Consider the following 24,226-nt stretch of genomic DNA (forward strand, 5'->3'; position numbering starts at 1 on the left):
CGGGCTAGTGCATATTCCTACGAACTGGGCGACGTTTGTACCGCCGGCCAAGGGCCAGAGCTATACCGATCCTGCCTTCGGCTGTGCCGTGAAACGCTTGACCGACAGCAGCATCGACGAAACCGACAGCAATGGAGCTCATCTCGGACTCACCCACGGCTATTCCACCTACACTCCGCTTAACAGCACCGACACCTTGGTCTTCATCTGGGGTAGCGACGGTACCTTGAGGATCCGCGATACAACTGGCAACGTAGCGGTCTCGGCCGCCAACATGCCGGGCATGAACAACGGCCACCCGCTGTGGGACGCAAGCAATGGCAACGTCTTCTACTACACCAGCGGTAACACCCTCTACAAGGGAACGGTGGGCGGCAGTTCGGTAGTCTCGACAGTGGTGCACACCTTTACCGAGTACAGCGCTGGCATTAACTCCCCCGATAACGCCGATCTTTCTAAAGACGGAGATCACATCCTGCTGGTGGGGCAGAACGCGAACAACACCATGGATGTCTTTGTCTGGTCGCTGAGCCTGCAAAGCAAAACCTCCAAGTACACCACTTCCTGCACTATCTCCGGCAGCGTCACCGGCACCAACCAGCCGGGCTGTGTACATGGGCTGCTGCTTGCCGCCAACAATCTGCCGGTCATCGGTTTTGGCGCCGAGGGCAGCGGAGCCGAACAGGGCGATCGTCTGTGGAACGGCTCCTCGCTGATTCATTTGCAGGACTTCACCAACCATATCGATGTAGGTTCTGATCTGAACGGCAACCCGGTCTATCTGGAGAGCGGCAATTCCACTACCCTGGCCGGCATCACCAACCCGTGTCCCAGCGGCTGGGGACTTGATGTACGCCAGATGAACAACACCTCGTCCGCCATATGCCTGCTCGATAATCAGCCAGCCTGGCATATCAGTTATCGTGGCAGCGCCTCGCAGCCCTGGTCGGTGATCTCTTTCTTCCAAGGCAACACACCGGGACCGGAATTTTTCACCAACGACGGCAATTACCAAGCGCCTTCTTCCAGCAACTGGGCGCTATACGAGGACGAGCTCATTCTGGCGCGCATCGATGCCAACAACAGCAGCACGAAAATCTATCGTCTGGCTCATGCCCGTACTCGCGCCATGGAGGACTTCGGAGCCCAGCCTCATGCCGCCATTAGTCGCGATGGCAAATACGTCATCTTCGACAGCAACATGGCTCATCCCAACGGCTGTAGCGGAAACTGGCACGTCTCCACCGCTTGCACCGATGTCTATCTTATTAAGATCCAGTAGATTGCAGCAGACTGTGTTCCGAAGGCGCATCCTGCACGACTTCCGACAATTCCGACTCAGCCAATACGGCTTTTAAAGGTAATACGCTGACAAAGAAGCTGGACAAAATCGCCTGAACACCCAGGCTAAGAAGAAGTATGTAGGGCATTAGAGATTGAAGTATTTGTTGCGTGGCTGCATAGTCAAGCGACCCAAGCTGGAGTGTTCTAGCTCTAATGAAAGATCCACCAACGCCCCAGAGAACAAGAGCTAAACCAAACAGCAAACCGACTTCTGGTGTCAGAAAGCGAAGTACGCTACTGAATCTCTTGTTGCGCGGCAACAGCCCTTCAGAAATAGCAAATATATTTGTAAACACGGCAAACCCAATTGCCTGCACAGCGAGAAGCAACGCGAGAGGCGCGCAAAGGACAGAGCCATGGTCTAACAATACGTTCCCGAAATGATGTGGTCCTGAGAGCGCGAGAGTCGCAGCCAGTACACCTATTACCATGAGCAGCATTCCCGGATAAAAGAAAAGCCAGCGTGGACTGTACGAAAGCAGAAAATGAAGATGGCGCCAGCCGTCTCGCCATGTGCGGAGATGCGGCGGATGGCTCCTCCCATCCGGTGATAGAGTCGTCGGCACTTCTGTAATCCGCATGCCGAGCAGCGTAGCCCGCACTACCATTTCGCTTGCAAATTCCATTCCGCTCGTCCGGAGTCCCATTGTTTGCCAGGCAACTCGACTGAAGCCTCGCAGTCCGCAATGAAAATCCCCGCAAGGAGATTTGAAAAATAGGCGTCCGATTCGCGTGAGAACCGGGTTGCCAAGATATCGGTGTAGCGCCGGCATCGCACCGGGCTTTATTCCGCCTTTGAACCTGTTGCCCATCACCAGATCGAAACCAGCGCGCAACTGCTGGAGAAAAACCGGCAAATCCCCAAAATCATAACTGTCATCGGCATCTCCCATAATGACGTACTTGCCGCGCGCTGCGTCAATTCCTCCCGTCAGGGCTGCTCCGTAACCTCGGCTTTCGACATGGACCACACGAGCTCCGCACGATCGCGCCAGCTCAGGAGAACCATCCGTGCTTCCGTTATCAGCCACGACGACTTCTCCGTCGATTTGCGTCTCTCGAAATGCGCGCAGCGCCTTTTCGATACAAGTTCGTAGTGTCTCTGCCTCGTTCAGACAAGGCATCACTACTGAGACTTCGGGAGCAATGGGAACAGGCAGTTTCCCTGCTTCAGCAACGAGCAGCGGAGAGCTAATGGCGGTCATGATGTAATGATCCTTTCCCTGAGAGCGGAGGTCCGATAGGCTTCTCAACGCCTACACTCGATCGTGTCGGTGGATGGGTCTTCTTTCCCGTAAAGTCGCTTCTCAGAGTTCTTGCAGATCAATGAAGGGCGGTTTGCAATAGATTCGGCTGGCCCTGAATGTTATCTTTCGGAACCTTATAAACTTTGAAATCCGCATTCGAATAAGTCTCGATCAGCCTGCCTCGGTTCCGATTGAGGAATGTATGCCAAAGCGGTTCGTCGATAGGGGACTTGACGAGATAAGTCGCATGGATGCTTTCGATGTATTGCCAGAGCTGGCCATCGGTTCCCTCCGCGGGGTAAACCGATGTTAGCCGTTGTCCGAATAATCCCAGGGCTTTCGGTTTCCTGAATATAAAAACCGCCGTCGGTTCTGTGTTATTCCTCACATACTGGAAAAATGCCACGGTTTCTTTCTTCGCAATTCCGTCGGGGAAGGCTCCAAAGTCCATTCGTCTATATAGCACCGTGTAGGAGAGCGCAACGAGCAATATCACAATGGGAAATACAACCGCCTGTCTCACTGCAAAGCCTTTCCATGTGAATTCACGGAATCCGGTAAGCGCGTAAAGTACATACAGCGGCGCAATTGGAAGCAGATACCGCAGGCCTGCCGGATAAGGGAGAACCAGAATCAGAGATAAATGCAACGGCAGATACAGGTCCCAGACGGCTGGCCTGCGAAGCTTCCTCAGATAACCGATTGCCGCGAGCGATGAAAGAAGGAGAAAAACGATATAGCGAATCGGCTTATCAGTTTCACTTGCCCAAAAAAGTGAAAGCGCCCTCGTATATTCAACTGTGTTTTGCAAAATGATTTTTGGGTTGGTCCAGATTTTCGGCAACGTACTTACATAACTTGCATCGCTAGAGCCAAACGCATTCTGCACTAACCAGAGCACAACAAAGATGCCCGTGATGGTCACACCGAGTCGAGTGATTCGCCTGAAGCGAACCACTTCATAACCGAGCAAAGCCGGAATGAGCAGAATTCCCGTGGTGCGGGTTCCGTAGCAGAGATAAATCAGGACCGCCAATAAGACAGCACGGCTGATCCAGCCGCGCTCCAACTCCTTTTCGTAAGCGCGTTTAATGGCGAAGAAAGCTGTGAACAGGAACAAAGTAAACGGTACTTCAGATTGAATGCCATCTTTGATATACCAAAAGTTCGGATTAACTCCCACGATCGCGATTGCCGCAACGACGTAAGGAAATGGAAGCTCGTCGCGTATAAAGAAATAGAAGATCGCAAGAAACGCGATGAAGAGCACTACGTTTTCGACCTTCATTGCTGTGAGATTCAGGTCAAAGACTGCATAAATCGGAGAAAGAAGTAGTGGATAAACAGGGGGATAAGCCTTTGGACCCACGCCTGGATTTTGTGGATTAAACAGGTAATTCGATTTCATGTAACTTGAGTGATGAGCAATATCTGCCGCTTCCTGAATGTACAGCGCAAAATCATCACCCCAAGGCTGACCCGATCGTATAGTTAGCAAGTAAAACGTACCAATTATTAGGATAAGCAGGATTACGATTCCGAGCCGTCGATCTCGACGGTACGATTCGATGCTGCGTTCAAAATCCTTGAGGTCAGGATTACCGTTTAACGCTAGCTGTCCATCGATCATAAGATCTGAACCTCATCTACTCGCGGGAAGTGACATGCCGTGCCGCTAGAGGGCATCACTTCATGATGCAGCATATGCGGGCTCCCCGAAGAGCGCCGAGGGGGCCGACTCATGGACGGAAGCTTCCTGATTCACAGGGATCGAGACTCTGGACTGGGCTGGAGAGTGCAGGTCAATCACCATTTGCTCCGCCCTGAGAAGCGTCGAGACTACTTCTTCGTCGATAGATTTTGTGCCAATGACCACAACCTCGCTGCCGCGAACTACTTCTTCCAAATCTGTCGAGAGGAGCATCCCAATATGAGGAATCTCGTCCTCGATAAATTTTCTATTGGAGCCGACCAAACGGCCGAGTGAAACATCGCGATCCCAGATCTGTATTTGGCATCCTTCGCCCAGGAGGCGTTTGATTAGTTGTACGGAAGGGCTCTCACGCAGATCATCCGTTCCAGACTTGAAGCTCAAACCCAAAATACCAATCTTCTTGTGCCTGGTGGCAAGTACGGTATCGATAGCACGCTCAAGATGAGCCTGATTGCTTGGCATAATGGCCCGCAATAACGGCAGATCGAGGTCGAGTTGCTTGGCACGGTATGTGAGTGCTCGCAGATCCTTCGGTAAACATGAGCCGCCAAAAGCGAATCCTGGCGTCAGGTAGGCTGGGGAAATATTGAGCCGCGTGTCGGAAAGAAAGATCTTTGTCACTGCATCTACGTCGACCTTCATTTCCTTGCACGCCGATCCAATCTCATTCGCAAACGCTACCTTCAGTGCATGGAATGCGTTGCAGACGTATTTCACCATCTCGGCAACCGGGAGCGATGTTTCGCAGATTTGACCGGAGATTTCCTTGTACAGCTCGCGCAGAGGCGCAAGGTGAGCTGGATCATCGGCTCCCAAAACGGTAATCGCCGGATTCAAGAAGTCAGCCACGGCCGACCCTTCGCGGGTGAACTCTGGATTGGCGCAAACCGCAAAGTCAATCCCCACCCTTTTTCCGCTGGCGCCTTCGATGGCGGGGATGATCTTCGACTTTGCAGTACCGGGTAGCATCGTGCTACGAGGCACGACCCAGTGAAACTCTTCTTTCGTCCGCAGGGCTCTGCCAATCTGCTCGCAGCTATACTGCACGCTGCTTAAATCCAGGCAACCGTTGTGCAAACTCGGAGTGCCAACGCAAACGAACGAGATCTCCGATTCACGTACGGCCAGGCCCGCGTCGAGAGTTGCCCGTAAGCGGCCGGCTTTGGAAGCGTCTGCTATCAATTGATTGAGCCCGGGCTCCATGACCGGCGCCTTGCCCGATTGCAACATTTCCACTTTTTCCGGGCTAACATCCACGCCAATGACATTGTGCCCTACGCTCGCGAAACAACCTGCAGTGACGGCACCGACGTATCCAAGACCAAACACACTGATTGATTTCATAACGATTCCGATTCAGGCAGGCTGCCGCTTATGCAGACTTTGAGAGGGGCGCAGGCGAGCGACTTCCAGAGTTACTGCATTGTCCGAGCCGTCGTAGAGCTGTTTCGTCTGACTGATAAGCCGCTCGAAGCTGAAGTCTCTTCGCACCCGCTCTTGCGCAACGGAGCCGAGTTTGGCGGCGCATTCCGGATTTCGCAGCAATCGCGAGATGGCTCTTGCCAGCGCTTCCGCATTATTGGGCGGAACGAGCACGCCGTTAACTCCGTCCTGGACGACTTCGGTGATTCCCCCCACGCGAGTTGCCACAATCGGCAGGCCAGCCGCCATTGTCTCGAGAACTGAGTTGGGAAGCGCCTCTGATTCCGAAGCAAGAACTGAGAGATCGCAGCAAGCCAACAGCTCAGGGACATCTTCGCGGCATCCGAGGAAGAGCACATTCTTTTCGAGTCCAAGCTCCTTTACCATTTGCTGCAGTTTCACTCGTTCAGGTCCATCCCCGATCAGGAGAAATACGGTACCAGGGTGAGAGGCGCAGACCGTCGTCGCTGCCGTGATCAAATGAGCATGACCTTTCACCGCGTACAGGTTTGCCAGGACTGCAATGATCTTGGAATTTGCGCAGATATTTGGCAGCTTTTCAATCTTCTTCCTACGGGAACAGGCAAAGCGATCAGCCTCTATGGCGTTGTAGATGACACGAATCCTTCGGCGCGCAATTTTGTCTCGCTTTACCAGTAGCTCACGAACCGAAATCGAATTCACTACAACATGAGTTGACATTCGATAGAGAAACCGAAGTATCTTGTTCCTCCGCGTCGTATACCAATCGTGATCCGCAAGATATCTTCGGCTGGAAATAATCACTGGCACTCGCGCTAACCGAGCTGCTGGGATTCCCAGCAGATTTGCCCATAAGTCGTAAGCATGGAGTACGTGAAACTTTCCCCGATGAAGAAACTTGATCAGTCGAAACAGCTGATACAAACCGTTCAGCGACAACAGTGTCTTTTCTTTTCGAAACTCTACAATTTGAATACCAGCTTGCCGCAGAGTCTGAAGCAGTGGGCCTTCCGCCCGAAGACAGCCGACAGTCACCTGATATGAATCCGAATTCAACCGAATGGCAGTGTTTACTAACTGCGTTTCCGTGCCCCCGAGATTCAGCGTGTCTACAAGAAGTAGTACACGCTTCACGCAACTGCTGGATGGCCGCATGTCTGAAAAAGGAATGCTTGTTTTTAGCCTGCGTCAGGCCACTTCGGCTGCCGCTGTCCTTCTTCCGCTTACAGCCATCACGCTTGGGCTGAGAAAAGGCTTGCGCATGGGGACAGCAAAAGAGTGTAGCTGAGCCGCAGGTTCCAAAAAATTCCGATGCCACAGCTCAAAGATCAGTAAGTGCCACAGCTCCCAGGAACGATCTCGAATACCTTTACGATGCTCCTGTATTCTCCGGCGGACCTCCTGCTCGTTGAAGTACCCTCGCTGCGTGGTCTTCGGCTCAACCAAAATGTCGAGAAGCGCAGGAGAATGATCCTGCCGAAACCAGTGCACCAGCGGCATAGAAAAGCCTTGCTTGGGCCGATATAGCACTTCGCGCGGAACTCCGAGTCGCTCCGCCAATTTCTTGAGCATGTATTTCGATTGTCCGAAGCGCCGTTTCCATTTTGGTGATAGAGCAGCTACCCACTCTGCAAGACAATGATCGAGCAGGGGTGCACGAACTTCGAGAGATGTCGCCATGCTCATTCGATCCACTTTGGTCAGAATGTCCCCGGGCAAGTATGTCTTTGTATCCAGATATTGCGCCTCGCTCAGTGGATCGGAAGCAGGTCGTCCGGCAAAGTAGTCGAGAAATGAGTTGTAGGGCGATTCAACACTATCTGCCCATTCAGCAAAGCCGGTGCTAAATAGAGGGCGCTCTCGAACGCAAGTAGGAAGCAAAGACACACTGTCCAGGTAACGCTCGCGGCATGGCAACGATAGGTTGAACAAGAATCTGCGACCCCGCCATCCCGTGGGAACATGCGGATGGACGTATGCTCTGTACCATTCCCCGGTCCGAAAAGGGAAGGGAAGAATCCATTGGCGCCGGATGTGTGAGGTATACCGATCGTACCCGGCGAAAAGCTCGTCCCCACCATCTCCCGCCAGGGCTACAGTCACATGCTGGCGTGCCATTCGGGAAACGTGAAATGTAGGAACGATGGATGAATCACCAAACGGCTCTTCAAGATGGCAGGTTAGTTGGTTGACTGTTTCTTCGATTTGCGGGTCAACAAACAGTTCGTGGTGTTCAGTATCAAAACGCTGCGCCACAAGGCGTGCATGACTCGCTTCATTGAAATCTGCATGCGAGAAGCCAATCGAAAATGTTCTTACACGGCACGAACTGAATCGGGCCATCATGGCCACCACTGCGGAAGAATCGACGCCGCCGCTCAGAAGCGCACCCAAGGGAACATCGCTCATCAGGCGGATTCGCACGGCCTCGCTAAAACGCGCTTCCAATTCCTCTAAGCATTCTTCTTCCGATTTCGGATCAAACGAGCCAAGAGGTGGCAAGTCCCAATATTGGCGAATGTGAATTCGGCCTTTACTCCACTCCATCACGTGAGCAGGTGGTAGCTTGCGGATCTTTGTGAAGGCAGTGAGTGGATCCTGTATGTAACCGAAGTGGAAGAAATGAAGAACTCCCCGAGGATCGATCTCTAGCAGCTCAGGCGCAACTGCCAGAATGGCCTTGATCTCAGAGCCGAACAGCAGCCGGCCTTCACTGACGGCGTAATGAAGCGGTTTCTTACCGAAGCGATCGCGCCCAAGCACGAGCTTCTGACGGTTCTCGTCCCAGATTGCGAACGCGAACATTCCCCGCAGTTCACGTACGCAGGCCGTTCCGTATTCTTCGTACAAATGAACGATCACCTCGGTATCCGTGTTGGTGTAAAACTCGTGACCAAGGCCTTCAAGCTTTTCCCGCAGCTCTGGGAAATTGTAGATTTCTCCGTTAAAGACAACCCAGATCGTTCTGTCCTCATTGTGGATCGGCTGGTTTCCCGTAGATAGATCGATAATGCTCAGGCGTCGCATGCCGATGCCGGCACAGCCTTTCGCATAGATGCCTTCATCGTCAGGTCCTCGATGGACAATGGCCTGACACATGCGATGGACTTGCGCCGCCTCGGCTAGATAACTCTGGTCAGCGCCGACAATGCCTGCAATTCCGCACATTGGATCTATTGTGAGTACTTATAAGCTTCGAATCTAGTTTGACTTGACTACAGATATTGGGACGGATCTTTCTACTTCTTTGGCAGGCGGATAAGTTTTGTAGTACTGGCCATAATACCGATGCTCTGCATCGTTCCATTCGTTAGCGACGATTCCAAGTGGCTTCAAGTTTTCCGTCTTCAACGCTTCTTTCAGGAGGGGCTTCGGTGTTCGTGCCTGACGCACGACCACCAGGCTTCCATCGGACAAGCCGGCCAGGAAGGTAGAGTCCGCAACTGGCACTAGAGGGGGCGAGTCGATGATCACGAAGTCGAACCAGGAAGCGACTTGGTTCAGCATATCCGCGAAGCGTTGGGATTGCAGGATTTCCATTGGCGACTCACTGCATCGACCAGCTCCCAAGTACCAGAGTGACAGGCCTTCTACCCTTCTTAAGAAGCTAACGATGCCCTCTGAGTCGTTCCACCAATCGCTTAAACCTGGCTGAGTATGGCTGCCCAGCAAATCCCGCAACCCTGACTGGTGCATGTCACAATCCATAAGCAAGATTCGCTGCCCTTGTTGCACCAGCGTCACAGCCAGATTGGCCGATATCACGCTCTTCCCTTCCCCCTTAATACTGCTCGTAACCAGGAGCTTCTTCAGCTGCTGCCGTTTTTGGAAATTTCGCAGGCGAAGAGCCAGTACGCGAAATTTTTCAGCGCCGGGACTGGCCTGGTCGGTGAATGCCACCAGGTGCTGTGGCTGTACAACCAGCTGAATCACTGGAACGTGATCCACTTCGATGGCGTTTGTATCGAACTCCCGCAGTACCTCCGCCTCGCCATTCAAAGCGAAAATCTTATTCATTCTTTTAACCCTTGTAGTAGGAAAGTACGGTCACCACTGGGATTACAGCAAAGATAAGTAACGCGGCACCCGTCTGCAATCGCTGATGCCAGCAGGCTCTACTCTGCTCTTCAGCGGTTTGAAGGAGGGGAATTGAGACCAGAATTGGAACTGGTGTAATGGTGAGCAAGTCTTCTCCAGAATGAATCTGTTCGTCCATTGCCTCGACCAATACGGTTACGCCCGCGCCAATCCCAGTACCTAAGATCAGGCCCAGCAGACTGAATTTCAGCCGATCAGGAAAATACGGCTTCTGAGGAAAGTTCGCTGGATCAATGATGCGGAACTGCTCACCCTCCTGGCGCTTCTCCAGGTTGGTAGCCATTTCCGACTGCATCTTTTTGTTCAGCAATGATTCATAGTTCGTGCGAGATTGTTCGTGGTCACGAGTGATGGCAGCCAGCTGCTGCTCTCGCACAGGAGTGAGGTTCAGGCGACTCTGATATGCATCAAGCTGGGCTTCCAGTCGGCTGATCTCCTGCTGGCGATTAGCAATCTCAAGTTTGTTGGACTTGATCTGCCCTTCGATTTGTAACATCGGCGAGATCGCTTGCAACTCGGAGAGAGTCCGTGGCCGTCCAGCTATTTCCATTTCCTCGTCGCGTTTACTAGAGTTCGATTCGGCGTCTACTTGCTGCTTCAGGGCCTCGGCATCCGCGATCTGCCGCTTTAAGCGCAAAACGTCCGGATGCCGAGGCGTGTCACGTGAGCTTATATCTGCGAGCTCTGCTCTAAGCTTGTCGAGCTCCTCATCAAGCGTGAGCGGATTGCCTTTGGAATCGCCGCGGCGAACGGCAAGCTGCGAACGCACGCTCTTATATTGATTGAGCAGCGATTCCAGGTACAGCTTTTGCTGGTTTGCCTGATCCAGAGCTTCAGTAGCAGCCTGTAACCGAGTCTGTAGGCCGGAGAGTATCTGTATGTTGGTCTGTAATTGTTCCGGCAGTTCCCCTAGATATTTAGCCTTGAAATCACGAAGCCGCTCCTCCTGATCTGCCAGATTCTGGCCAGCCCGTTCCAGCTGACTTTCGAGGAATCTTGTGGTCTCTTCCGAGAGCTGTTGCCGATTGTGTAAATTCTCTTCAATGAATAATGAGCTGAGTTGCCGAGTGACCTGTTGAGCTAACGTTGGATTGCCCGCGGAGTACGAGATCTTGAACGCCGAGAGCTCCCAGGGGCGCCCAGGCGCTTGTACCAGCTCAATTTTGACGTCTCTCCGCATTCCTTCCACTGCGAGATCGGCGTCAGAGTTATTCCGTTTGTTGCTGTACAAATGAAATGTATTGATGACTCCCAGCAGCCTGGTTCGACTCAGAATTTGCTGCGTCATGCTCTGCAAGCGCTGTTGCAGGTCGACAGCGACATTCGGAACAACATATTGTTCCGGCACTTTTTGCTGCTCGACAATAATCACCGTCTCGGACCGGTACTTCGGGGGAATCAACCACGCCGCCACCATCACCGCCGCCCATACTGCGAACATTGGTAGTAACAGCCACCACTGCCGCCGGCGAATTACCGAGAAGTAGTACTGCAGCGTTCCTGCTGGTGACTTCTGCGGATTATTCATCGATGCTGCCTGCTAACTGGAGCCGTGAAGTTATAAATCAGCGACGCTGATAGTCGATTGTGATTTGCCAAATTTGCTGCCACCGGATTTGAGGTTGTTGCATGGGCATGCCAGTAACGAACATCCAAGGACAACCGTGGTGTGATGGCGCGCGTCGCGCCAAACGCAACAGAAACATAGGAGAGTGGCTCAGTACGTACTGCTAATCCTTGAGCATGGTCCTCAGAAGCAAGCGCGTTGATCTTCCAACGACGAGTGAGCACCTGTCTCACTTCGGCGCTCGTACTGGAGAGTCGGACAATACCTTCTAGAGCTGCTCCATCGCTGATCCTCCGGTTCCATCCCAGCAATAAGGTTGTACTTTTGCGCGAGCACACGTAGTTAGCTCCGCCCGTCCAGCTCCATTCCTTTTGCCGCGAAAGAGCACTGATTGTCTCTGAGAGACTCGAGCCAGAGTCAGTGCGAAAAGCTGAGTGTTCCGGTCCCAAGAAAAATGTGAGCTTATTCGAAGCAGTGAGCAGCATCGCCTGAGTGTAAAGAACCCTTTCAACAAGAGACCGCGAATGAGGATCTCTTGAAACGAGTTCCTGAACATTCCAATCCACTCCGATCGAATTATGCCTGGTCAATCGATAGGAATAGAAGGTGTTCGCGCTGGCGGCTCTCGCGGCGCCGAGTTCCCGCGCATCGGATGAAGAAGTGTAACTAACGTTGTAGAACGTCCCGTTCAACCCAACCATGGATCGAGGTCCCAAGCTGTACGCTAAATCCATGCCTGCCTGCTCATTGTTCATTCTTGCCGTTGTGATGATGTTGCTATTTAGCAAATTAGCGGCGCCTGACGTGGATATGAGCTGTGAGGTTTGCAGCTGATCGAATGCGTTGTTCGTCCTCAGGAATGTCTCGTGAGCGCGTAGTCTGAGGCGCTTTGTGACTGCGAGTTCCAGACTGCCATTGAGAAATTCGGACGGGAGATTGTACGTACCGAGTACCCTGCTGTTCGAGAAGCCGGGACGATAGTCAATCGCCCATTTTGCTGCTGGCCTGGAGACATTCCATCCTACGTGAGGCTCGACGATGGTGAGCAAGTCTGATTGCTTACTTCGAGCAGTACCTAATGCGTCGTCGTCGAAATCAACGGAGGTGCGCAGACCGAGTGAAAATGAATTTTCCCGTATGCCACCCTCTTGGGTTGCGAATAATGGGATTTCGCCGGGTAGAATTGGATCGCTCAAGCTTTGTGCCTGCAACCTTGCTTCACTCACGAGCAAGAGAGCCGCGAATATCAAGAGTTTCAGGCACATTCGAGTTCCGTCATGGAACTACCACTGTGTCATGTGGTTGAAGCTGAATGTCTGCAGTAAGATCTGTGCCCTTGATAACTTGTTTGTAGTTGAACGGAAGCCGGACGCGCGTTCCATTCACATTCCCGCGGAGCACGTAGATCTTCGTTGCCTTAGCGAAATCGCGAAGCCCGCCTGCCATGGCGATCGCGTCAAGAACCGTCATCGGGCCGCTGATCACGTATAAGCCCGGCTTCTCTACTTCGCCAACAATGTTAAATTTTTGGCTTTTCGCTTCTTGTACCAGAACGGTTACTTCAGGAGTGGACAAGTAAGTACCAAGCTGGTGCCGAATCTCGTTCTGTAGCTCTGTTGGTGTGCGACCGTTCGCCATGATATCGCCGACTAACGGCAGCGAAATATTTCCGTCGGGTCGCACAGGCAACGTTCGTGAGATTTCTGGCTCTTTCCATACATTCACAGCCAAAACGTCGCCTGGACCAATTACGTACTGATTGGCAGGCACCGGTACACTCACCGCTGCGGAAGCTGCGGCAGAATCGCCGTCAATACCGCTCTTGCCTGTTTGACCAGCAAGATAAAGGGAAAGAACCAGAGCAATCGCGATTGTGGCCGGTCGCAGAAAGTAATTTGATCCCATATTAGTCACTTCAGCAGTTGCTGGAGCTTCTTATGCCGGCTCGAGGTCGTAGCCTTCAATGGTGATGGACAGTGAGCGTTGAATACTTGCGACCGAAATTACTAGTTTCTTTTGCCCGTTTGTGATCAAGATACCCTCCAATCCGTCCAGTGCGCCGCCACGCACTCGCACACGCTGTCCTATCTTGAGGAACGGATATTGTGAGAGAGGAATCTTCGTCATTAGCAGAGTCTTAATATCTTCGATCTCGCTTTCTGGAATGGGGATAGCTTCGCGCTGCGGTCCAACAAAACCCAAAGCCCCCCAGGTGCGCAGAATGGCGAGACGAGCATTGATATGGAGGTGCGCATGAACAAACACATAACCGGGGAACAAAGGCACTTGCACTACCTTGCGCCGGTCACTCCAGTGATGCACTTCATTTAACACTGGCAGATATGAATCGATGTGCTTCTCGCTTAGTTCCGTGACGACTTTCTTTTCATGGCGTGGACGCGTCTGTACTGCGTACCATTGAGCCTCAGGCAACGTTGGAATCGTCGTTTCGTGTGGTATGACTTGTACGCTGCCCATAGCTTCGCCCTCTAAGTCCCATCGCTCGGACCCTGATTAGAACCTCACTTTCCTTGTTGCTAAATGACCGGTGCAAACTCGCCAAAACTCACCGGCTGCGGGAAGCGCTCTCGTTTTGCGAGGTCGCTTCCTATTCCAAACACTGCTTACATCTCTATCGCGTCTGCTGCACGCCAGCTTGCCAGTCAGCTTTTCCTGGCGCAGCGGCAGCCATGCCAACATCCTTCAGTTTGTAAAGCAGCGCACGATAACTAATATTCAGCGCACAAGCCGCTCGCCTGCGGTTCCACTTGTTTGCATGCAACACTTTCAAAATCGCTTCACGTTCAAGCTCGCGAACGGCTTTCTTCGTCAGTTCCTTCAGCGATACTGCGCCAGGCGATGAGAGCTGTTTCGTATTCTGCTCACTTGCTCGTCCCAAGAGTTCCTGGCAAACGGCTTCTTCGCAGCCGAAAAGGACATAGCGCCTCAACAAATTCTCGAGCTCACGAATATTTCCTGGCCATGAATAATTGAGTAAGAAGTGCATCATTTCCTGCGACGGACGCTTGGCCTCGCCGGCATATGCGTTGCTGAAGAAACTCAGGAAATGCGCGGTGAGATCTGGTATATCGGCGGTCCGCTCGCGCAAAGGAGGAACACGCAGTGTGAGTACGTTAATCCGATAAAGCAAGTCCCTGCGGAAATCGCCTCGCTCTGCCGCACTCTCCAACGCACAAGTGGTCCCGCAGATCAGTCGGAGGTTCAGTTTGCATCGCTTGAGATTTACGCTACAAAGCCTACCCTCTTGCAGTAGCCGTAGTAGTTTTGCCTGCAGGCTTGCGCTCGTCTCAGATATTTCGTCGAGAAATAAAGTGCCGTGACAACCAGAGTGAGCGGAACTTAAAGTAGCGCGAGGTATACCTTTTACAGCCTCGGCATAAGATTCCAGAAAGTCATCAAAGCTCTCAGGGATGTTAGAGCATCTCAGCTTTACGAACACTCCCGACATCCATGGCGATCGCTGGTGCAGCATTCGCGCGAGAATGTCCTTTCCCGTGCCGCTCTCTCCTTCTATCAGCACCGGCATATCCAAAGCGGCTATTTTCTCAATTCGACTCTGCAGTGCCTTCATGTGTTCGGAATGACCGAAGAAGATTGTGTCAGGAGGCAATTGGTTGAGTTCCTGATGCGGCCATGAACTCGTAGTCAATGAAGAGGGCGCCATGAATATCGCGTTCGCTTGATACGTTTGCGATCGCGCCTATCAGAGCATGTTGGATTCCAAATCGTTTTGGAGTCAGAGATTCGCGATGGCTGCGCACCTGTTTCTCGGCTAAGTATCGGCATGCGCAACGACTTGCGATAAATTGACACGATTTGTGCCAACCTCATGAGAATCAATATTTATGCTGTTTTCGCAGCGAGGTGAAGTGAAAAGATTTTCGCGCGCAAAAATTTTCTGACGAGAGCTGCGGCTTGGGTTTATTACGTGAACCAGAAAGTAGCTTTGCCGGTCCGTCCCTGCAACTCAAAGTTGCAGGCGCTGAGTGCCGAAACGAACGAGACAGAAATTCAAATGCAAGTTCTGTTCTCAGAGATCGATGCAACAGCAGCACACGAGGAATACTGAGGAATTGGAAAAGCTTTGCCGACGCGTGCCGTTCAGCTATGCGGAGAGCTCGGTGGGATAGTTTTCCTTCGCTCCGTCGATGCCGTATTCGCGCATTTTATAGATCAGAGCTCGCGAGGAGATGTTGAGGATCCGAGCAGCATCTTTGCGATTTCCGCGCGATAATTCCAGAGCTCCAATGATCGCCTGCCGCTCGGCTTGTTCTTTCAGTCCGCGAACAAGCGATTTCAAATCGGTGGCCTTCATTGAAAATGTGCTGGTGGCGCTCTGTTGCGAGCTGCTCGCGCGGTATGTTTCGGGCAGCAAGTGAGCTACTGCCTTTTTCTCATCGCGCACAATGAGATAGCGCTTCACGAAATTCTCGAGTTCGCGCACGTTTCCCGGCCAGGAATAGCGCAAGCACGCCTTTAGCAGGTCTGGCGTGAGCGGCAGCGGTTCACAACCGAGTACAGCTGCTTGTGCAGAGATGAAATGCTGAAGAAGAACCGGAATGTCCTCTATCCTCTCGCGAAGCGGGGGGATCTGCAGCGAGAACGCATTCAGTCGATAGTAGAGATCTTCCCGAAACTTTTTCGTTCTTATCGCACGAGCAATATCAACGTTCGTAGCTGCCAACACACGGACATCGACACGAATAGGCTTCGCGCTTCCCAGCCGGCAGTACTCGCCGTCCTGCAATACCTGCAGCAGCTTCGCCTGTGGTTCCGGCGGCATTTCGGCGATCTCATCCAGAAGAATTGTGCCTTTATTGCAGGCCTCGAACTTTCCCGCCGTGGCTTTCGTCGCGCCGGTAAACGCTCCAGCCTCATAGCCAAACAGTTCGCTTTCAAGCAATTCCGCCGGAAGGGCGGCGCAGTTAACTTTTAGGAATGGCCGATTTTTGCGCAACGAGACATGGTGAATGAGGCGAACGACGACTTCTTTTCCTGCTCCGGTTTCTCCCAGAATCAGCACCGGCAGATTAGTCTGTGCGACGAGATCCACCATGCAGCGAACTTCGCGCATCGCCCGACTGTGACAGACAAAGAACAAGCCCTCGGCGATCCCCTCAATGAGAGGAATTTCAGCAGGCGGGAGGGCGACGGGAGTGGGCGCAACCGGCGCGCAGGCTTCTTTCTGGGCGGCAGACGAAGACCAAGTGGCACCGCTCATTGCAAGAACCTCTTTCTTGAGGGACTAACTCTGCAAATCCTCGGTCCTAAGTAGAGCGCACCGGGAACTCCAGCCATGCGAACAAAGGAACGTACCTTCTTGGCTCGAACGCAATCACACAATGCCACAGAGAGGTGCGAACTGGTATTCAAAGCAGAATCAACTCATTGCCCGTGCTGCTTAGGCTTAGAGTCTTACCAGTTGAAAACACCCTGAAGCAGAAAGGACAAATACTCGATTCCCCGGTCGCCAACTCAGAGCCTTCACAATTGCACGAAGGCCACGCAAATCCAGCGGCTCCGATGACTTGCCACCGCTTCGGAGCAGCAAACGGCTATGGAGACTCTGGAAAACCAGAGTGCCTCCGTGAAGAAAACAGATGCGAGTTGATGCACGCAGGGTTGTGCATCCTTTTGCGAAGTTTTTGCATTTCTACTTCTACAGCTAACAACAGGCATTCGCGGTGACGCATTTTCTCTTTTGAAACTTTTCAGGAGACTGTTTAAGTTTCAAGAGAGGCCCTTGTCCTATAGGACATGTCCGTACGGTTATGCGGACATGTCCTTCAGTAATTAGCAAGTTACCGCAGAACGCATGATGCTGCTGCAAGTGGGTTCCCCCGGGTTTCCGCCCAATTTTCTCTTGGACAAACGTGACTCTAGCCCCCCAGCGTCGCTTTCCGAGATTTCAGTTCCACGAGAACGTCAGAATCGGTATCAGCAGAGGGGAAATTCCTACCTACGTAGATGGAAGGGGAGTCGATTTGGCTGAAGGAGGCGCCGGCATAAGCACCAGCACCAAGCTTCAGGTAGGCGACACTGTGCATTTGCAGATCCCGTTGGCTCCCGAACCTCTGCACCTTCCCGCACGCGTTTGCTACCAATATGGAACGGAATATGGCTTCGAATTCGTGGCCCTCGGGATTCCAGAACGAGAATACATACGAGAGAGCTGCAAATTGTTGATGCGGATTGGCTAAAACGGCTTTTAGCTTCGGCGTAATAGCTCTAGGCAAGGCCTTCCGCGCGGAAAGAAAGATTCCGCTTGCGGTATGAATCACTAGCTGTGCGATTCCCGGGATCAACGTAGCCGCCGGTCAGTGTGGCCAGGTGGCTGATCGTAGTCGGTTCAATTTTGAACTTTCTTACCCTCGGGAGTGGACGGCATGGTGAGCGAGTTGGTTGGCTTCGCGGTTCGACTCGCGGCTGATGTGAGAGATCGCGAAATCAAAGGAACGGGCCAGCTTGCGGCAGGTCCAGTGGAGGGAGTACAGGCGCGGGCTGCGACATGCGTACTCGCCTGTCATCTGACGGACTACCACCTGAGAGTCGGAGAAAACGTGCAGCACCTTAGCCTTCAGCTTCAGAGCGTGCTGCAAAGCCTCGAGCAAGGCGACGTATTCGGCAACATTATTGTCCTGATGCCCTATCCACTTTGAGATCCGGATCTTCTCGCCTTGAGAGTCCTGGAGCACGACGCCAATCCCGGAAGGTCCGGGACTGCCGTGGGAACCACCATCAACATGTGCAAGAAAAATTGACATCTGCTTTCGTTCTACTCACAAAATGCGTCAACTCTGCTCGGCGGTCAAGTGAATGTTTGGACTCGTCCCAAAGTTCTTGCGATTTGAGTTTGTGGAAACAATGTGAAAAATGAGTACGTAATCAAAATCGCTGGCATAAGTGGTGGTTCGTCAGTGTTTTGCCCTGTCAGTTTTCCAGAGCTTTGAAATTGCCTATGCACCAATCATTAGCGTTGACACTTATGGTCGTGATCTTTAGATTAAGTCGCGTCGACGGCTGAAAGGTTCAGTGCCTATCAAGTTGCTGAACCGAAGTAGGCTGGGTGATCAACCCGGTGGAGCGATCCACAGGGTGACCAGACCCGAAAAAACCGGCGGACACTGCGAGGTGCAGCCGGGGTTTGGAACTGCGAAAGCAGTGATCGCATCAGGGGCTGTGACGGTACATGTATCCACGTCGGTAACTCCCTCGCAGGAGTTGCTGGCTGGAGCATAACCAATGTCGCAGCCCTTTTAATTTTTCCTCCCATCGTATTCTTTCCTTCCGAATTCTCATTGTTGTTTGTGCCACGACACGGCATCTCGCCAGCTGCGCTCAAAATGGACGGCTGAGGTCTACCAGTTGGGACGCGGTGGTGTGGCTCAAAATGGAACAATTCTGGATGCGATTCGCGCAGGAAGGAATCGCTGCGAGTCGAGAGTTTCGAAATCAGTTCGTATTCCACTTCACCGCAGACTGTTAACTCTTATTGCTAAATTGGGAACCTGGCCTTCATATGTCATGTGCGCTCGTGCAGTCTTGCGCGCATGACTTCTTCGTTGCGAAAGATGTTGTCACGCGGTCTCCTCCAACATTATCAATTACCTGGCTCGCTTAGAACACCTTTCAATTGGAACGTAATTCAAGCTCGGAGCTGCGCTGTTTGCCTCATCGCTCTCCGACTGAACTTCAAACCCAGAATGCGGGTTCATGCGCTGATGTGATGAATCCCGAAATGGTACCTCGGGGAACAAAGGATTTGAGGATTCCAAGAGTGCTCGTGCGAGTTCACTGCACACGGAATCCGGTTTCACGCGAAGAGTCGTATTCTCTGAAGTCAAAGCCTGGGTACGTCTCCGAACAGGAGATCAGGTGTGAATGCGAGGACCTCGGTTTGCGGATTTGTGGGTCCCTCGTCCGCGAGCGCGTAAATCACCAGGCTTGAGTTCTTACCAAGTACGAATACCCGAGAGCCACACCCCAAGACCAGAGCTTACACCGTAAACCGACACACGGCAGGAAGGCAGCAATTCGCGACAAGCGATTGGCCGCGAGCTCTTGGCTGCTGGTACCCGGGAGCCGCTAGAAGACGCCGAAGATCTTTGGTGTACAAACGACAACCCAGCTGGGAACTCTGGGGAGAGGTGTCCGGGTTCTCTGGCCTTTGTTCCTGGAAATGGGAAGAGTGCCGCTCCGACCTTACGAAAGCCGACGGAGAATGGAACGACAGAAAAGTGAGCCGATGACAGTCTAACAATTGAGCAGAGTTATCAAGTGTGTGTGGCCCTACCTGCCCGTAGCTTGAGCGCAGATTGGGAATCATCCTGCATGCAGCGGGAATTGTCCGGAAATTGGACAGAGTCAGATCAAAAGTGTGTGCTGGCCCGACCTGCCGGTACGTGAGTGCCATATTGGGAATCGGCTTCACCCGCTCTGGCAACGTGCCTCCCACCATCGGCATCTTTCGAAGCGCCCCTTTTACTTCCTACAACTCTCTCATTAATCAACTTTTCCCCTGGAGAAAAGAATGAGTTGCCATGAAGAAGCTACTTGGTTTAGTGACCGTCGCGGCCTGCCTGGGTCTTGCGCTGTTCCTGAGGGCACAGACCCTGGGCCAAACAACTCCTACCACCACAGCTCAAAGCACTCTGTCCCCCGATCAAGTCACTAGGCTGCTGCAGAGCTCGTTGGCGATCATGAGTGCGATTCCCGAGCCAGCCGACGACCCGCTGCTTGACGCCAATGGAAACGTGGTGCTCGACGCATCTGGGAATCCCGTATCGGATCCAAACGAGCAGTTTCACAGCGTGAAGCCTCAGGAGTTCGACCCCGGGCATACCAATCTGGTGCAGTCGGCCTGGCTCAATGGGATCGGCTGCCCTACGAACGCGACAATTGCGATTGCGAACGCGACTGGCACGGGAATCGCAAGTTTTCACACATCTACGGACCCGGGCTGCCCGACTGGCGATGTGAAGGACCAGCACAACGAAGGTCTTCTGCTTGTGAAAACCGGCCCGAGCGAGAACTTTGCTTCAGCCACTGCCGAGTTGAAGAAGGTGAAAGGCACTGTTCTCACCGAGCTCGGTTGGGACATCAGAAAGAGTCCCACGCTCGGCGGGACCTCCAGCCCGCAAGGATCACATTGCGGTGGGGGAGCGCCGCGCTGGAACATCAGCACCGATATGGGATTTTTCTTTCTTGGCTGCAACACCGGCACGATTCAGTTATTCAGCAATGCCTGGATACGCATGCGCTGGGGCGCCCCCGAACTGCTGGCTGCGGGGATTCCGGCGAGCGCTAAGGTCCAGAGAATTCAGATTGTCTTTGACGAGGGGACCGACACCGGGCCTGATTTCTTTGGTGCGGCTGTCCTCGACAACATCGACGTGAACGACATCCTCGTTGGACACGGCGCCACCGACGCGAACTGAATTGTAGACCCATTATGGGCGGCACTTGCCCGCCCCTGATGGGGCGCGGGCCAGCGCTAAAACGCATCGTCTGTTCGTCTCGCTTTGTCGCGAGGCTGGAAAGCCTCGCTCCTCGGATGAATCCTGGGGCTCCGGGAGAAGCAGCGATAAGCAATTCGCAATAAGCAATTAGCTCGAAACGCAGCGATTAGCGGGAAGCCGCTAGCCGTGCAGGCTATCCGATTTTGTCCGGTTTTGTCTTAGCTAATTGCTGATCGCGAATTGCCGCTTTAAGCCGTTGCCGTAGCTAATTGCTAATTGCTGCCTTTCCAGCTAATTGCTAGCGTTTGAACCAGTACAGGAGAATGCCGTAGCCCACGCCGGCAGGATCGCTCGTCCTTGCAGACTGAAAGGCCATGAACCGTCCATCAGTCGAAATTACCGGGTTCGATGCCTTTCCGCCTTCGTAATCGTTGAAGTGTGTTAGCCGGGTAAAGTCCTTTCCGGCTCCGTCGAGTTTCAGCTTCCAGATGTCAATGTTGCCGGAGCCGCGCTTGCCGCCTAGCTGCTCGCACTGACGGTCGGCTTCGACCGTCGTGTAGAGTCCATCCGGGAAGATGCCTTCCACTTCGTTATACGTTCCCGGAGCTTTTGAGAAGTTCGTCACCTGACCGCTTTCGAGATCAATGCCCATGACAGACGCATGTCCCTCTGGTTCATAGCAGGTGAAAGTCATCTTGGTATCGTTGTCGTAGAAGTCCTGGGCTTCGAGTACACACCCTCGGTCTTTGCTTTCGTACACCGTTCTCTTGTTGATCAGCTTGGGCGCGCCGGAAGGATCTAAGTCCGCCATCATTAGCCGTGAAGCCTCGGGCGCAAGATCGGGGGATTGGGCAGCGACCTGTGAAAACGCAATCTTTAGATTCTTCTTCGAAATCGCTGCGCCCTCACTCATCTTCTGGCCTAGCTTCACCGGCTTGGCTCCGCGCTCTTTGCTCAAGAACCAGAGTTCGTTGTCGCGGGTCCGACTGATGTGGGTATCTTCGAAGCGATCGGGGCCGATCAGGAGGTAGTCCCCGGTCACCAGATACATGACTCGGAGGAAGGCGGCGCCGGGAACATTACACGTCAAACATTGAATGATGCGCGACTTCAGGTCGACGACCATAGCGTCGCCAAAACTCTTAGCCATGAAGGCGACTCGCTGATTGTCCGGGGAGATGTCCGCACGTTCGCCGAAATGGGTCAGGATCTCGACGTTAGCAGGAAGATGCTCGAGCGGATTACCAGGAATCCTTTCCGCCAGCGGACCGACTAAAGCAAAAAGCAGAATTGAGAGCCGCATCTGGAGATGCTAGTTGAAAAGCAGCGATTCGAAAGCAGAATTAGCTCGAAAAGTAGCGATTAGCAATTAGCTTTGAATTCAAAGCTTGGGTACATCTCCGAACAGGAGATCAGGTGTGAATGCGAGGATCTCAGTTTGCGGATTTGTTGGTCGCTCATCCGCGAGCGCGTAAATCATCAGGCTTGAGCTCTTACCAAGCACGAATATCCGAGAGCCATAGCGTGGAATGTAAATGCGGTCGGTTGCGCCAACCGGGATTTGCTGGACAGGCGCCGAGCTGATCGCTCCGGTCATCGGATCGAAGGTGAACCGTGCGAGCACCGCCGAAAGTGGGGTCGATATCTTTGCGTCCAGCATCTGCAAAACGGCGTACAAAGCATTGTGCGGCTCGTCGAGCGCGGCGCCACGCACAACTGGCCCCGAGCAATCTGTTCCGAACTGTTCAGTGCGAGCGGCGAAGCCTGCTACTCCTTCGCCTGTGATGGACATCACTGTCAGTGCGTTCTGCTCGCTGTTGTAGCTGACTTGGAAGCTTCCATCGCGAGTGTATGCCAACGGTTGTGAACCGCCCGAAATTAAACAAAAGTTGGCAGTTGTAAGCACAGGCGCAGGCTGGCCTCCCGGCTTGAACGAAGCAAAACTTGAAGGAACTCCGTCCTTGCTTACGGTGGCGAAAGCCGGCAAGGGACCGGGTTGGGTGTGAGCAAAAATGTATGACGTGCCATAGAGGAGCTGTGTTTTCTCGCCATATGCCAGATCGCTGAAGGTGGGAACTGAATATCGATCAATGGATGGTGTAACGTCGGTCGGCCCTGTGATGGTTCCGTCTGGATCGTAGTGAAAGAGCAGGAGGTGGCCGGGCGTATCGAAGTAGCCTCCGAAAACGTATGAAATCAGGTAAACGGCCTTGAGCTCCGGCACTACTGCGATACTTCCGGCAACCTCGCCCGCTGGTATAGGAACTTCAGCGGCCGAGAGTAGATGCGCTGAGTTGCCGTCGTAGCGAAATGCCAGCAGTTGACGGCTGGCGTGAATCCAGTCGACGCTTGAGCGCAGCTGTCCAAACATCAACTGCGCCTTGGGATCAGTTCCCCCAGGCAAAAACAACCCCGACAATTTGACTGTGTCACTCACGTTGACGGAAGCGCTGGCTATGAGCACTGCTTGCAATTGTGAAGTGTTTGAGTCGTTGTCGTAATGCATGGCCCACACGCTCTCAATAGCAGGAGCGTCTTGATTCGTTCCCTGCTCGGTAGTTGCATCGGAGTTCGCAGTTCCACGGCATCCGAAGATCCAGGCGCTAAGAACGATAAGTAAGGCGGCGGCGGCAACTCTGCCGGGCATGACGAATTATGAGAGCAGGTGCGAGCTGCGGGTTGGCTTATACGCCATCGGTCATCGCTCGCATTCAACGACTGAAGAAAATGGAAGTCGAAATCATTGGGGAGGAAAGGGAGCGAAGAAGCGCTTTAAGCTGGTGCGATCCGACGGGCCGAAAGATCTTCCAATCGCTCCGCAGAGGCGCTCCGCTCAGCGACGGCAACGTCCTGCGGCGCCACCTCCGCCCCGCAGCCATAAAGCTCGGCCTGGATCCGAAGAAGGCCACTTGGCGTTCACTGCGAACATCCTGCACCACGTGGATGGTCGAGGCCGGAGCAAACCCGAAGGATGTACAAGGACAGATGCGACACGCTCGCATCTCCCACCACTATGGACATCTATGCGCAGTACGTTCCCGAGAGTCAGCGGCGGGCGATTGAGCGCACGATGACGATGGTGGAAACACGACAAGCTCAGTTGCAGCAGTTCGAGAGCACGCGAGTCAACTGAATTGGAACGATTTGGAACGGAAAATCCAGCGTGATTGCCTCAAGCGAGCGCGCTAAGTGGTTGAAAACGTGGTGGAGCTAGTCGGGATCGGCGCGCCATCTACCTTGAAAACAGGCGAGTAATTGATTTCGCTGCATCCTACAATTCGCAAAATGCCGGAACTTCCAGCAATCCCGAATTCATTGTACGTTTATTGTACGGTGATTGTGTTCTGAAGCAACGGTTTTTTTCTTCCCGTTT

19 protein-coding genes are annotated in these 24,226 nt (G+C 53.1%); 4 read left to right on the forward strand and 15 right to left on the reverse strand.

Translation table 11 applies throughout. From position 1 onward, the window contains the following. Nucleotides 1-1,282: hypothetical protein (locus DMG62_05285; protein PYY23869.1), on the forward strand; the 1,282-nt coding region annotated here is incomplete at its 5' end. Here the strand turns inward: DMG62_05285 and DMG62_05290 are convergent. The 12 genes from DMG62_05290 to DMG62_05345 form a co-directional block, all read right to left on the reverse strand. Continuing rightward, entirely contained in the window at nucleotides 1,269-2,549 is a 1,281-nt protein-coding gene (locus tag DMG62_05290) for a dolichol-P-glucose synthetase (GenBank protein PYY23870.1), read from the reverse strand. The two genes, DMG62_05285 and DMG62_05290, sit on opposite strands and share 14 nt — an antisense overlap. A gap of 118 nt (nucleotides 2,550-2,667) precedes the next feature. Beyond that, nucleotides 2,668-4,221, reverse strand: a complete 1,554-nt coding sequence (locus DMG62_05295) for a hypothetical protein (GenBank protein ID PYY23871.1) — start codon at nucleotides 4,219-4,221, stop codon at nucleotides 2,668-2,670. Nucleotides 4,222-4,281: 60 nt separating this feature from the next. After that, entirely contained in the window at nucleotides 4,282-5,649 is a 1,368-nt protein-coding gene (locus tag DMG62_05300) for a GDP-mannose dehydrogenase (GenBank protein ID PYY23872.1), read from the reverse strand. Nucleotides 5,650-5,661: 12 nt separating this feature from the next. Beyond that, entirely contained in the window at nucleotides 5,662-6,864 is a 1,203-nt protein-coding gene (locus DMG62_05305; GenBank protein PYY23873.1) for a hypothetical protein, read from the reverse strand. A 33-nt stretch (nucleotides 6,865-6,897) separates the two neighbouring features. After that, the gene (gene asnB, locus DMG62_05310) at nucleotides 6,898-8,877 is read right to left on the reverse strand and encodes an asparagine synthase (glutamine-hydrolyzing) (GenBank protein PYY23874.1); all 1,980 of its coding nucleotides are present in this window, start codon (nucleotides 8,875-8,877) and stop codon (nucleotides 6,898-6,900) included. A gap of 33 nt (nucleotides 8,878-8,910) precedes the next feature. Continuing rightward, nucleotides 8,911-9,726, reverse strand: coding sequence for a hypothetical protein (locus DMG62_05315; protein PYY23875.1), 816 nt, complete (start codon nucleotides 9,724-9,726; stop codon nucleotides 8,911-8,913). Nucleotides 9,727-9,730: 4 nt separating this feature from the next. Beyond that, nucleotides 9,731-11,335 carry a hypothetical protein gene (locus DMG62_05320; protein PYY23876.1) on the reverse strand — a complete coding sequence of 535 codons (1,605 nt, stop codon included), beginning with the start codon at nucleotides 11,333-11,335 and terminating at the stop codon, nucleotides 9,731-9,733. Further along, nucleotides 11,332-12,639, reverse strand: a complete 1,308-nt coding sequence (locus tag DMG62_05325; GenBank protein ID PYY23877.1) for a hypothetical protein — start codon at nucleotides 12,637-12,639, stop codon at nucleotides 11,332-11,334. Before DMG62_05325 ends, DMG62_05320 begins: the two co-directional genes overlap by 4 nt. A gap of 10 nt (nucleotides 12,640-12,649) precedes the next feature. Next, nucleotides 12,650-13,279 (reverse strand): sugar transporter, encoded by a 630-nt coding sequence (locus DMG62_05330; protein PYY23878.1) that lies wholly within the window; start codon nucleotides 13,277-13,279, stop codon nucleotides 12,650-12,652. A 30-nt stretch (nucleotides 13,280-13,309) separates the two neighbouring features. After that, a complete protein-coding gene (locus tag DMG62_05335; protein PYY23879.1) occupies nucleotides 13,310-13,852 on the reverse strand; it encodes an antitermination protein NusG in 543 nt (180 codons plus the stop codon). A gap of 154 nt (nucleotides 13,853-14,006) precedes the next feature. Then, complete coding sequence (locus DMG62_05340; GenBank protein ID PYY23880.1) at nucleotides 14,007-15,059, reverse strand: sigma-54-dependent Fis family transcriptional regulator; 1,053 nt, start codon at nucleotides 15,057-15,059, stop codon at nucleotides 14,007-14,009. A 441-nt stretch (nucleotides 15,060-15,500) separates the two neighbouring features. Then, nucleotides 15,501-16,616 (reverse strand): sigma-54-dependent Fis family transcriptional regulator, encoded by a 1,116-nt coding sequence (locus tag DMG62_05345; GenBank protein PYY23881.1) that lies wholly within the window; start codon nucleotides 16,614-16,616, stop codon nucleotides 15,501-15,503. Nucleotides 16,617-17,250: 634 nt separating this feature from the next. On the opposite strand from DMG62_05345, the gene DMG62_05350 reads away from it, so the two are divergent. Further along, entirely contained in the window at nucleotides 17,251-17,595 is a 345-nt protein-coding gene (locus DMG62_05350) for a hypothetical protein (protein PYY23882.1), read from the forward strand. Nucleotides 17,596-17,760: 165 nt separating this feature from the next. On the opposite strand, the gene DMG62_05355 is transcribed toward DMG62_05350, so the two are convergent. Beyond that, nucleotides 17,761-18,159, reverse strand: a complete 399-nt coding sequence (locus DMG62_05355; protein PYY23883.1) for a ribonuclease H — start codon at nucleotides 18,157-18,159, stop codon at nucleotides 17,761-17,763. A gap of 1,776 nt (nucleotides 18,160-19,935) precedes the next feature. Here DMG62_05355 and DMG62_05360 point away from each other — a divergent pair. Then, nucleotides 19,936-20,832 (forward strand): hypothetical protein, encoded by an 897-nt coding sequence (locus tag DMG62_05360; protein PYY23884.1) that lies wholly within the window; start codon nucleotides 19,936-19,938, stop codon nucleotides 20,830-20,832. A 319-nt stretch (nucleotides 20,833-21,151) separates the two neighbouring features. Here DMG62_05360 and DMG62_05365 read toward each other — a convergent pair whose 3' ends face one another. Next, a complete protein-coding gene (locus tag DMG62_05365; protein ID PYY23885.1) occupies nucleotides 21,152-22,156 on the reverse strand; it encodes a hypothetical protein in 1,005 nt (334 codons plus the stop codon). 78 nt (nucleotides 22,157-22,234) lie between these two features. After that, nucleotides 22,235-23,500: a hypothetical protein gene (locus tag DMG62_05370; GenBank protein PYY23886.1), complete on the reverse strand. Its 1,266-nt coding sequence runs from the start codon at nucleotides 23,498-23,500 to the stop codon at nucleotides 22,235-22,237. Nucleotides 23,501-23,508: 8 nt separating this feature from the next. Here DMG62_05370 and DMG62_05375 point away from each other — a divergent pair, with 8 nt between their 5' ends. Then, a complete protein-coding gene (locus tag DMG62_05375; GenBank protein PYY23887.1) occupies nucleotides 23,509-23,916 on the forward strand; it encodes a hypothetical protein in 408 nt (135 codons plus the stop codon). The last annotated feature ends 310 nt before the right edge of the window (nucleotides 23,917-24,226 follow it).

Source organism: Acidobacteriota bacterium, assembly GCA_003225175.1.
In the GTDB taxonomy this organism is placed as follows: Bacteria; Acidobacteriota; Terriglobia; order Terriglobales; family Acidobacteriaceae; genus Gp1-AA112.

What these genes read in the sequence shown, in the direction of transcription:
- DMG62_05290 (PYY23870.1), bottom strand. Translation starts at nt 2,549, where the DNA reads ATGACCGCCATTAGCTCTCCGCTGCTCGTTGCTGAAGCAGGGAAACTG.
- DMG62_05295 (PYY23871.1), bottom strand. Translation starts at nt 4,221, where the DNA reads ATGATCGATGGACAGCTAGCGTTAAACGGTAATCCTGACCTCAAGGAT.
- DMG62_05300 (PYY23872.1), bottom strand. Translation starts at nt 5,649, where the DNA reads ATGAAATCAATCAGTGTGTTTGGTCTTGGATACGTCGGTGCCGTCACT.
- DMG62_05305 (PYY23873.1), bottom strand. Translation starts at nt 6,864, where the DNA reads ATGCGGCCATCCAGCAGTTGCGTGAAGCGTGTACTACTTCTTGTAGAC.
- asnB (PYY23874.1), bottom strand. Translation starts at nt 8,877, where the DNA reads ATGTGCGGAATTGCAGGCATTGTCGGCGCTGACCAGAGTTATCTAGCC.
- DMG62_05315 (PYY23875.1), bottom strand. Translation starts at nt 9,726, where the DNA reads ATGAATAAGATTTTCGCTTTGAATGGCGAGGCGGAGGTACTGCGGGAG.
- DMG62_05320 (PYY23876.1), bottom strand. Translation starts at nt 11,335, where the DNA reads ATGAATAATCCGCAGAAGTCACCAGCAGGAACGCTGCAGTACTACTTC.
- DMG62_05325 (PYY23877.1), bottom strand. Translation starts at nt 12,639, where the DNA reads ATGTGCCTGAAACTCTTGATATTCGCGGCTCTCTTGCTCGTGAGTGAA.
- DMG62_05330 (PYY23878.1), bottom strand. Translation starts at nt 13,279, where the DNA reads ATGGGATCAAATTACTTTCTGCGACCGGCCACAATCGCGATTGCTCTG.
- DMG62_05335 (PYY23879.1), bottom strand. Translation starts at nt 13,852, where the DNA reads ATGGGCAGCGTACAAGTCATACCACACGAAACGACGATTCCAACGTTG.
- DMG62_05340 (PYY23880.1), bottom strand. Translation starts at nt 15,059, where the DNA reads ATGGCGCCCTCTTCATTGACTACGAGTTCATGGCCGCATCAGGAACTC.
- DMG62_05345 (PYY23881.1), bottom strand. Translation starts at nt 16,616, where the DNA reads ATGAGCGGTGCCACTTGGTCTTCGTCTGCCGCCCAGAAAGAAGCCTGC.
- DMG62_05355 (PYY23883.1), bottom strand. Translation starts at nt 18,159, where the DNA reads ATGTCAATTTTTCTTGCACATGTTGATGGTGGTTCCCACGGCAGTCCC.
- DMG62_05360 (PYY23884.1), top strand. Translation starts at nt 19,936, where the DNA reads ATGAAGAAGCTACTTGGTTTAGTGACCGTCGCGGCCTGCCTGGGTCTT.
- DMG62_05365 (PYY23885.1), bottom strand. Translation starts at nt 22,156, where the DNA reads ATGCGGCTCTCAATTCTGCTTTTTGCTTTAGTCGGTCCGCTGGCGGAA.
- DMG62_05370 (PYY23886.1), bottom strand. Translation starts at nt 23,500, where the DNA reads ATGCCCGGCAGAGTTGCCGCCGCCGCCTTACTTATCGTTCTTAGCGCC.
- DMG62_05375 (PYY23887.1), top strand. Translation starts at nt 23,509, where the DNA reads ATGAGAGCAGGTGCGAGCTGCGGGTTGGCTTATACGCCATCGGTCATC.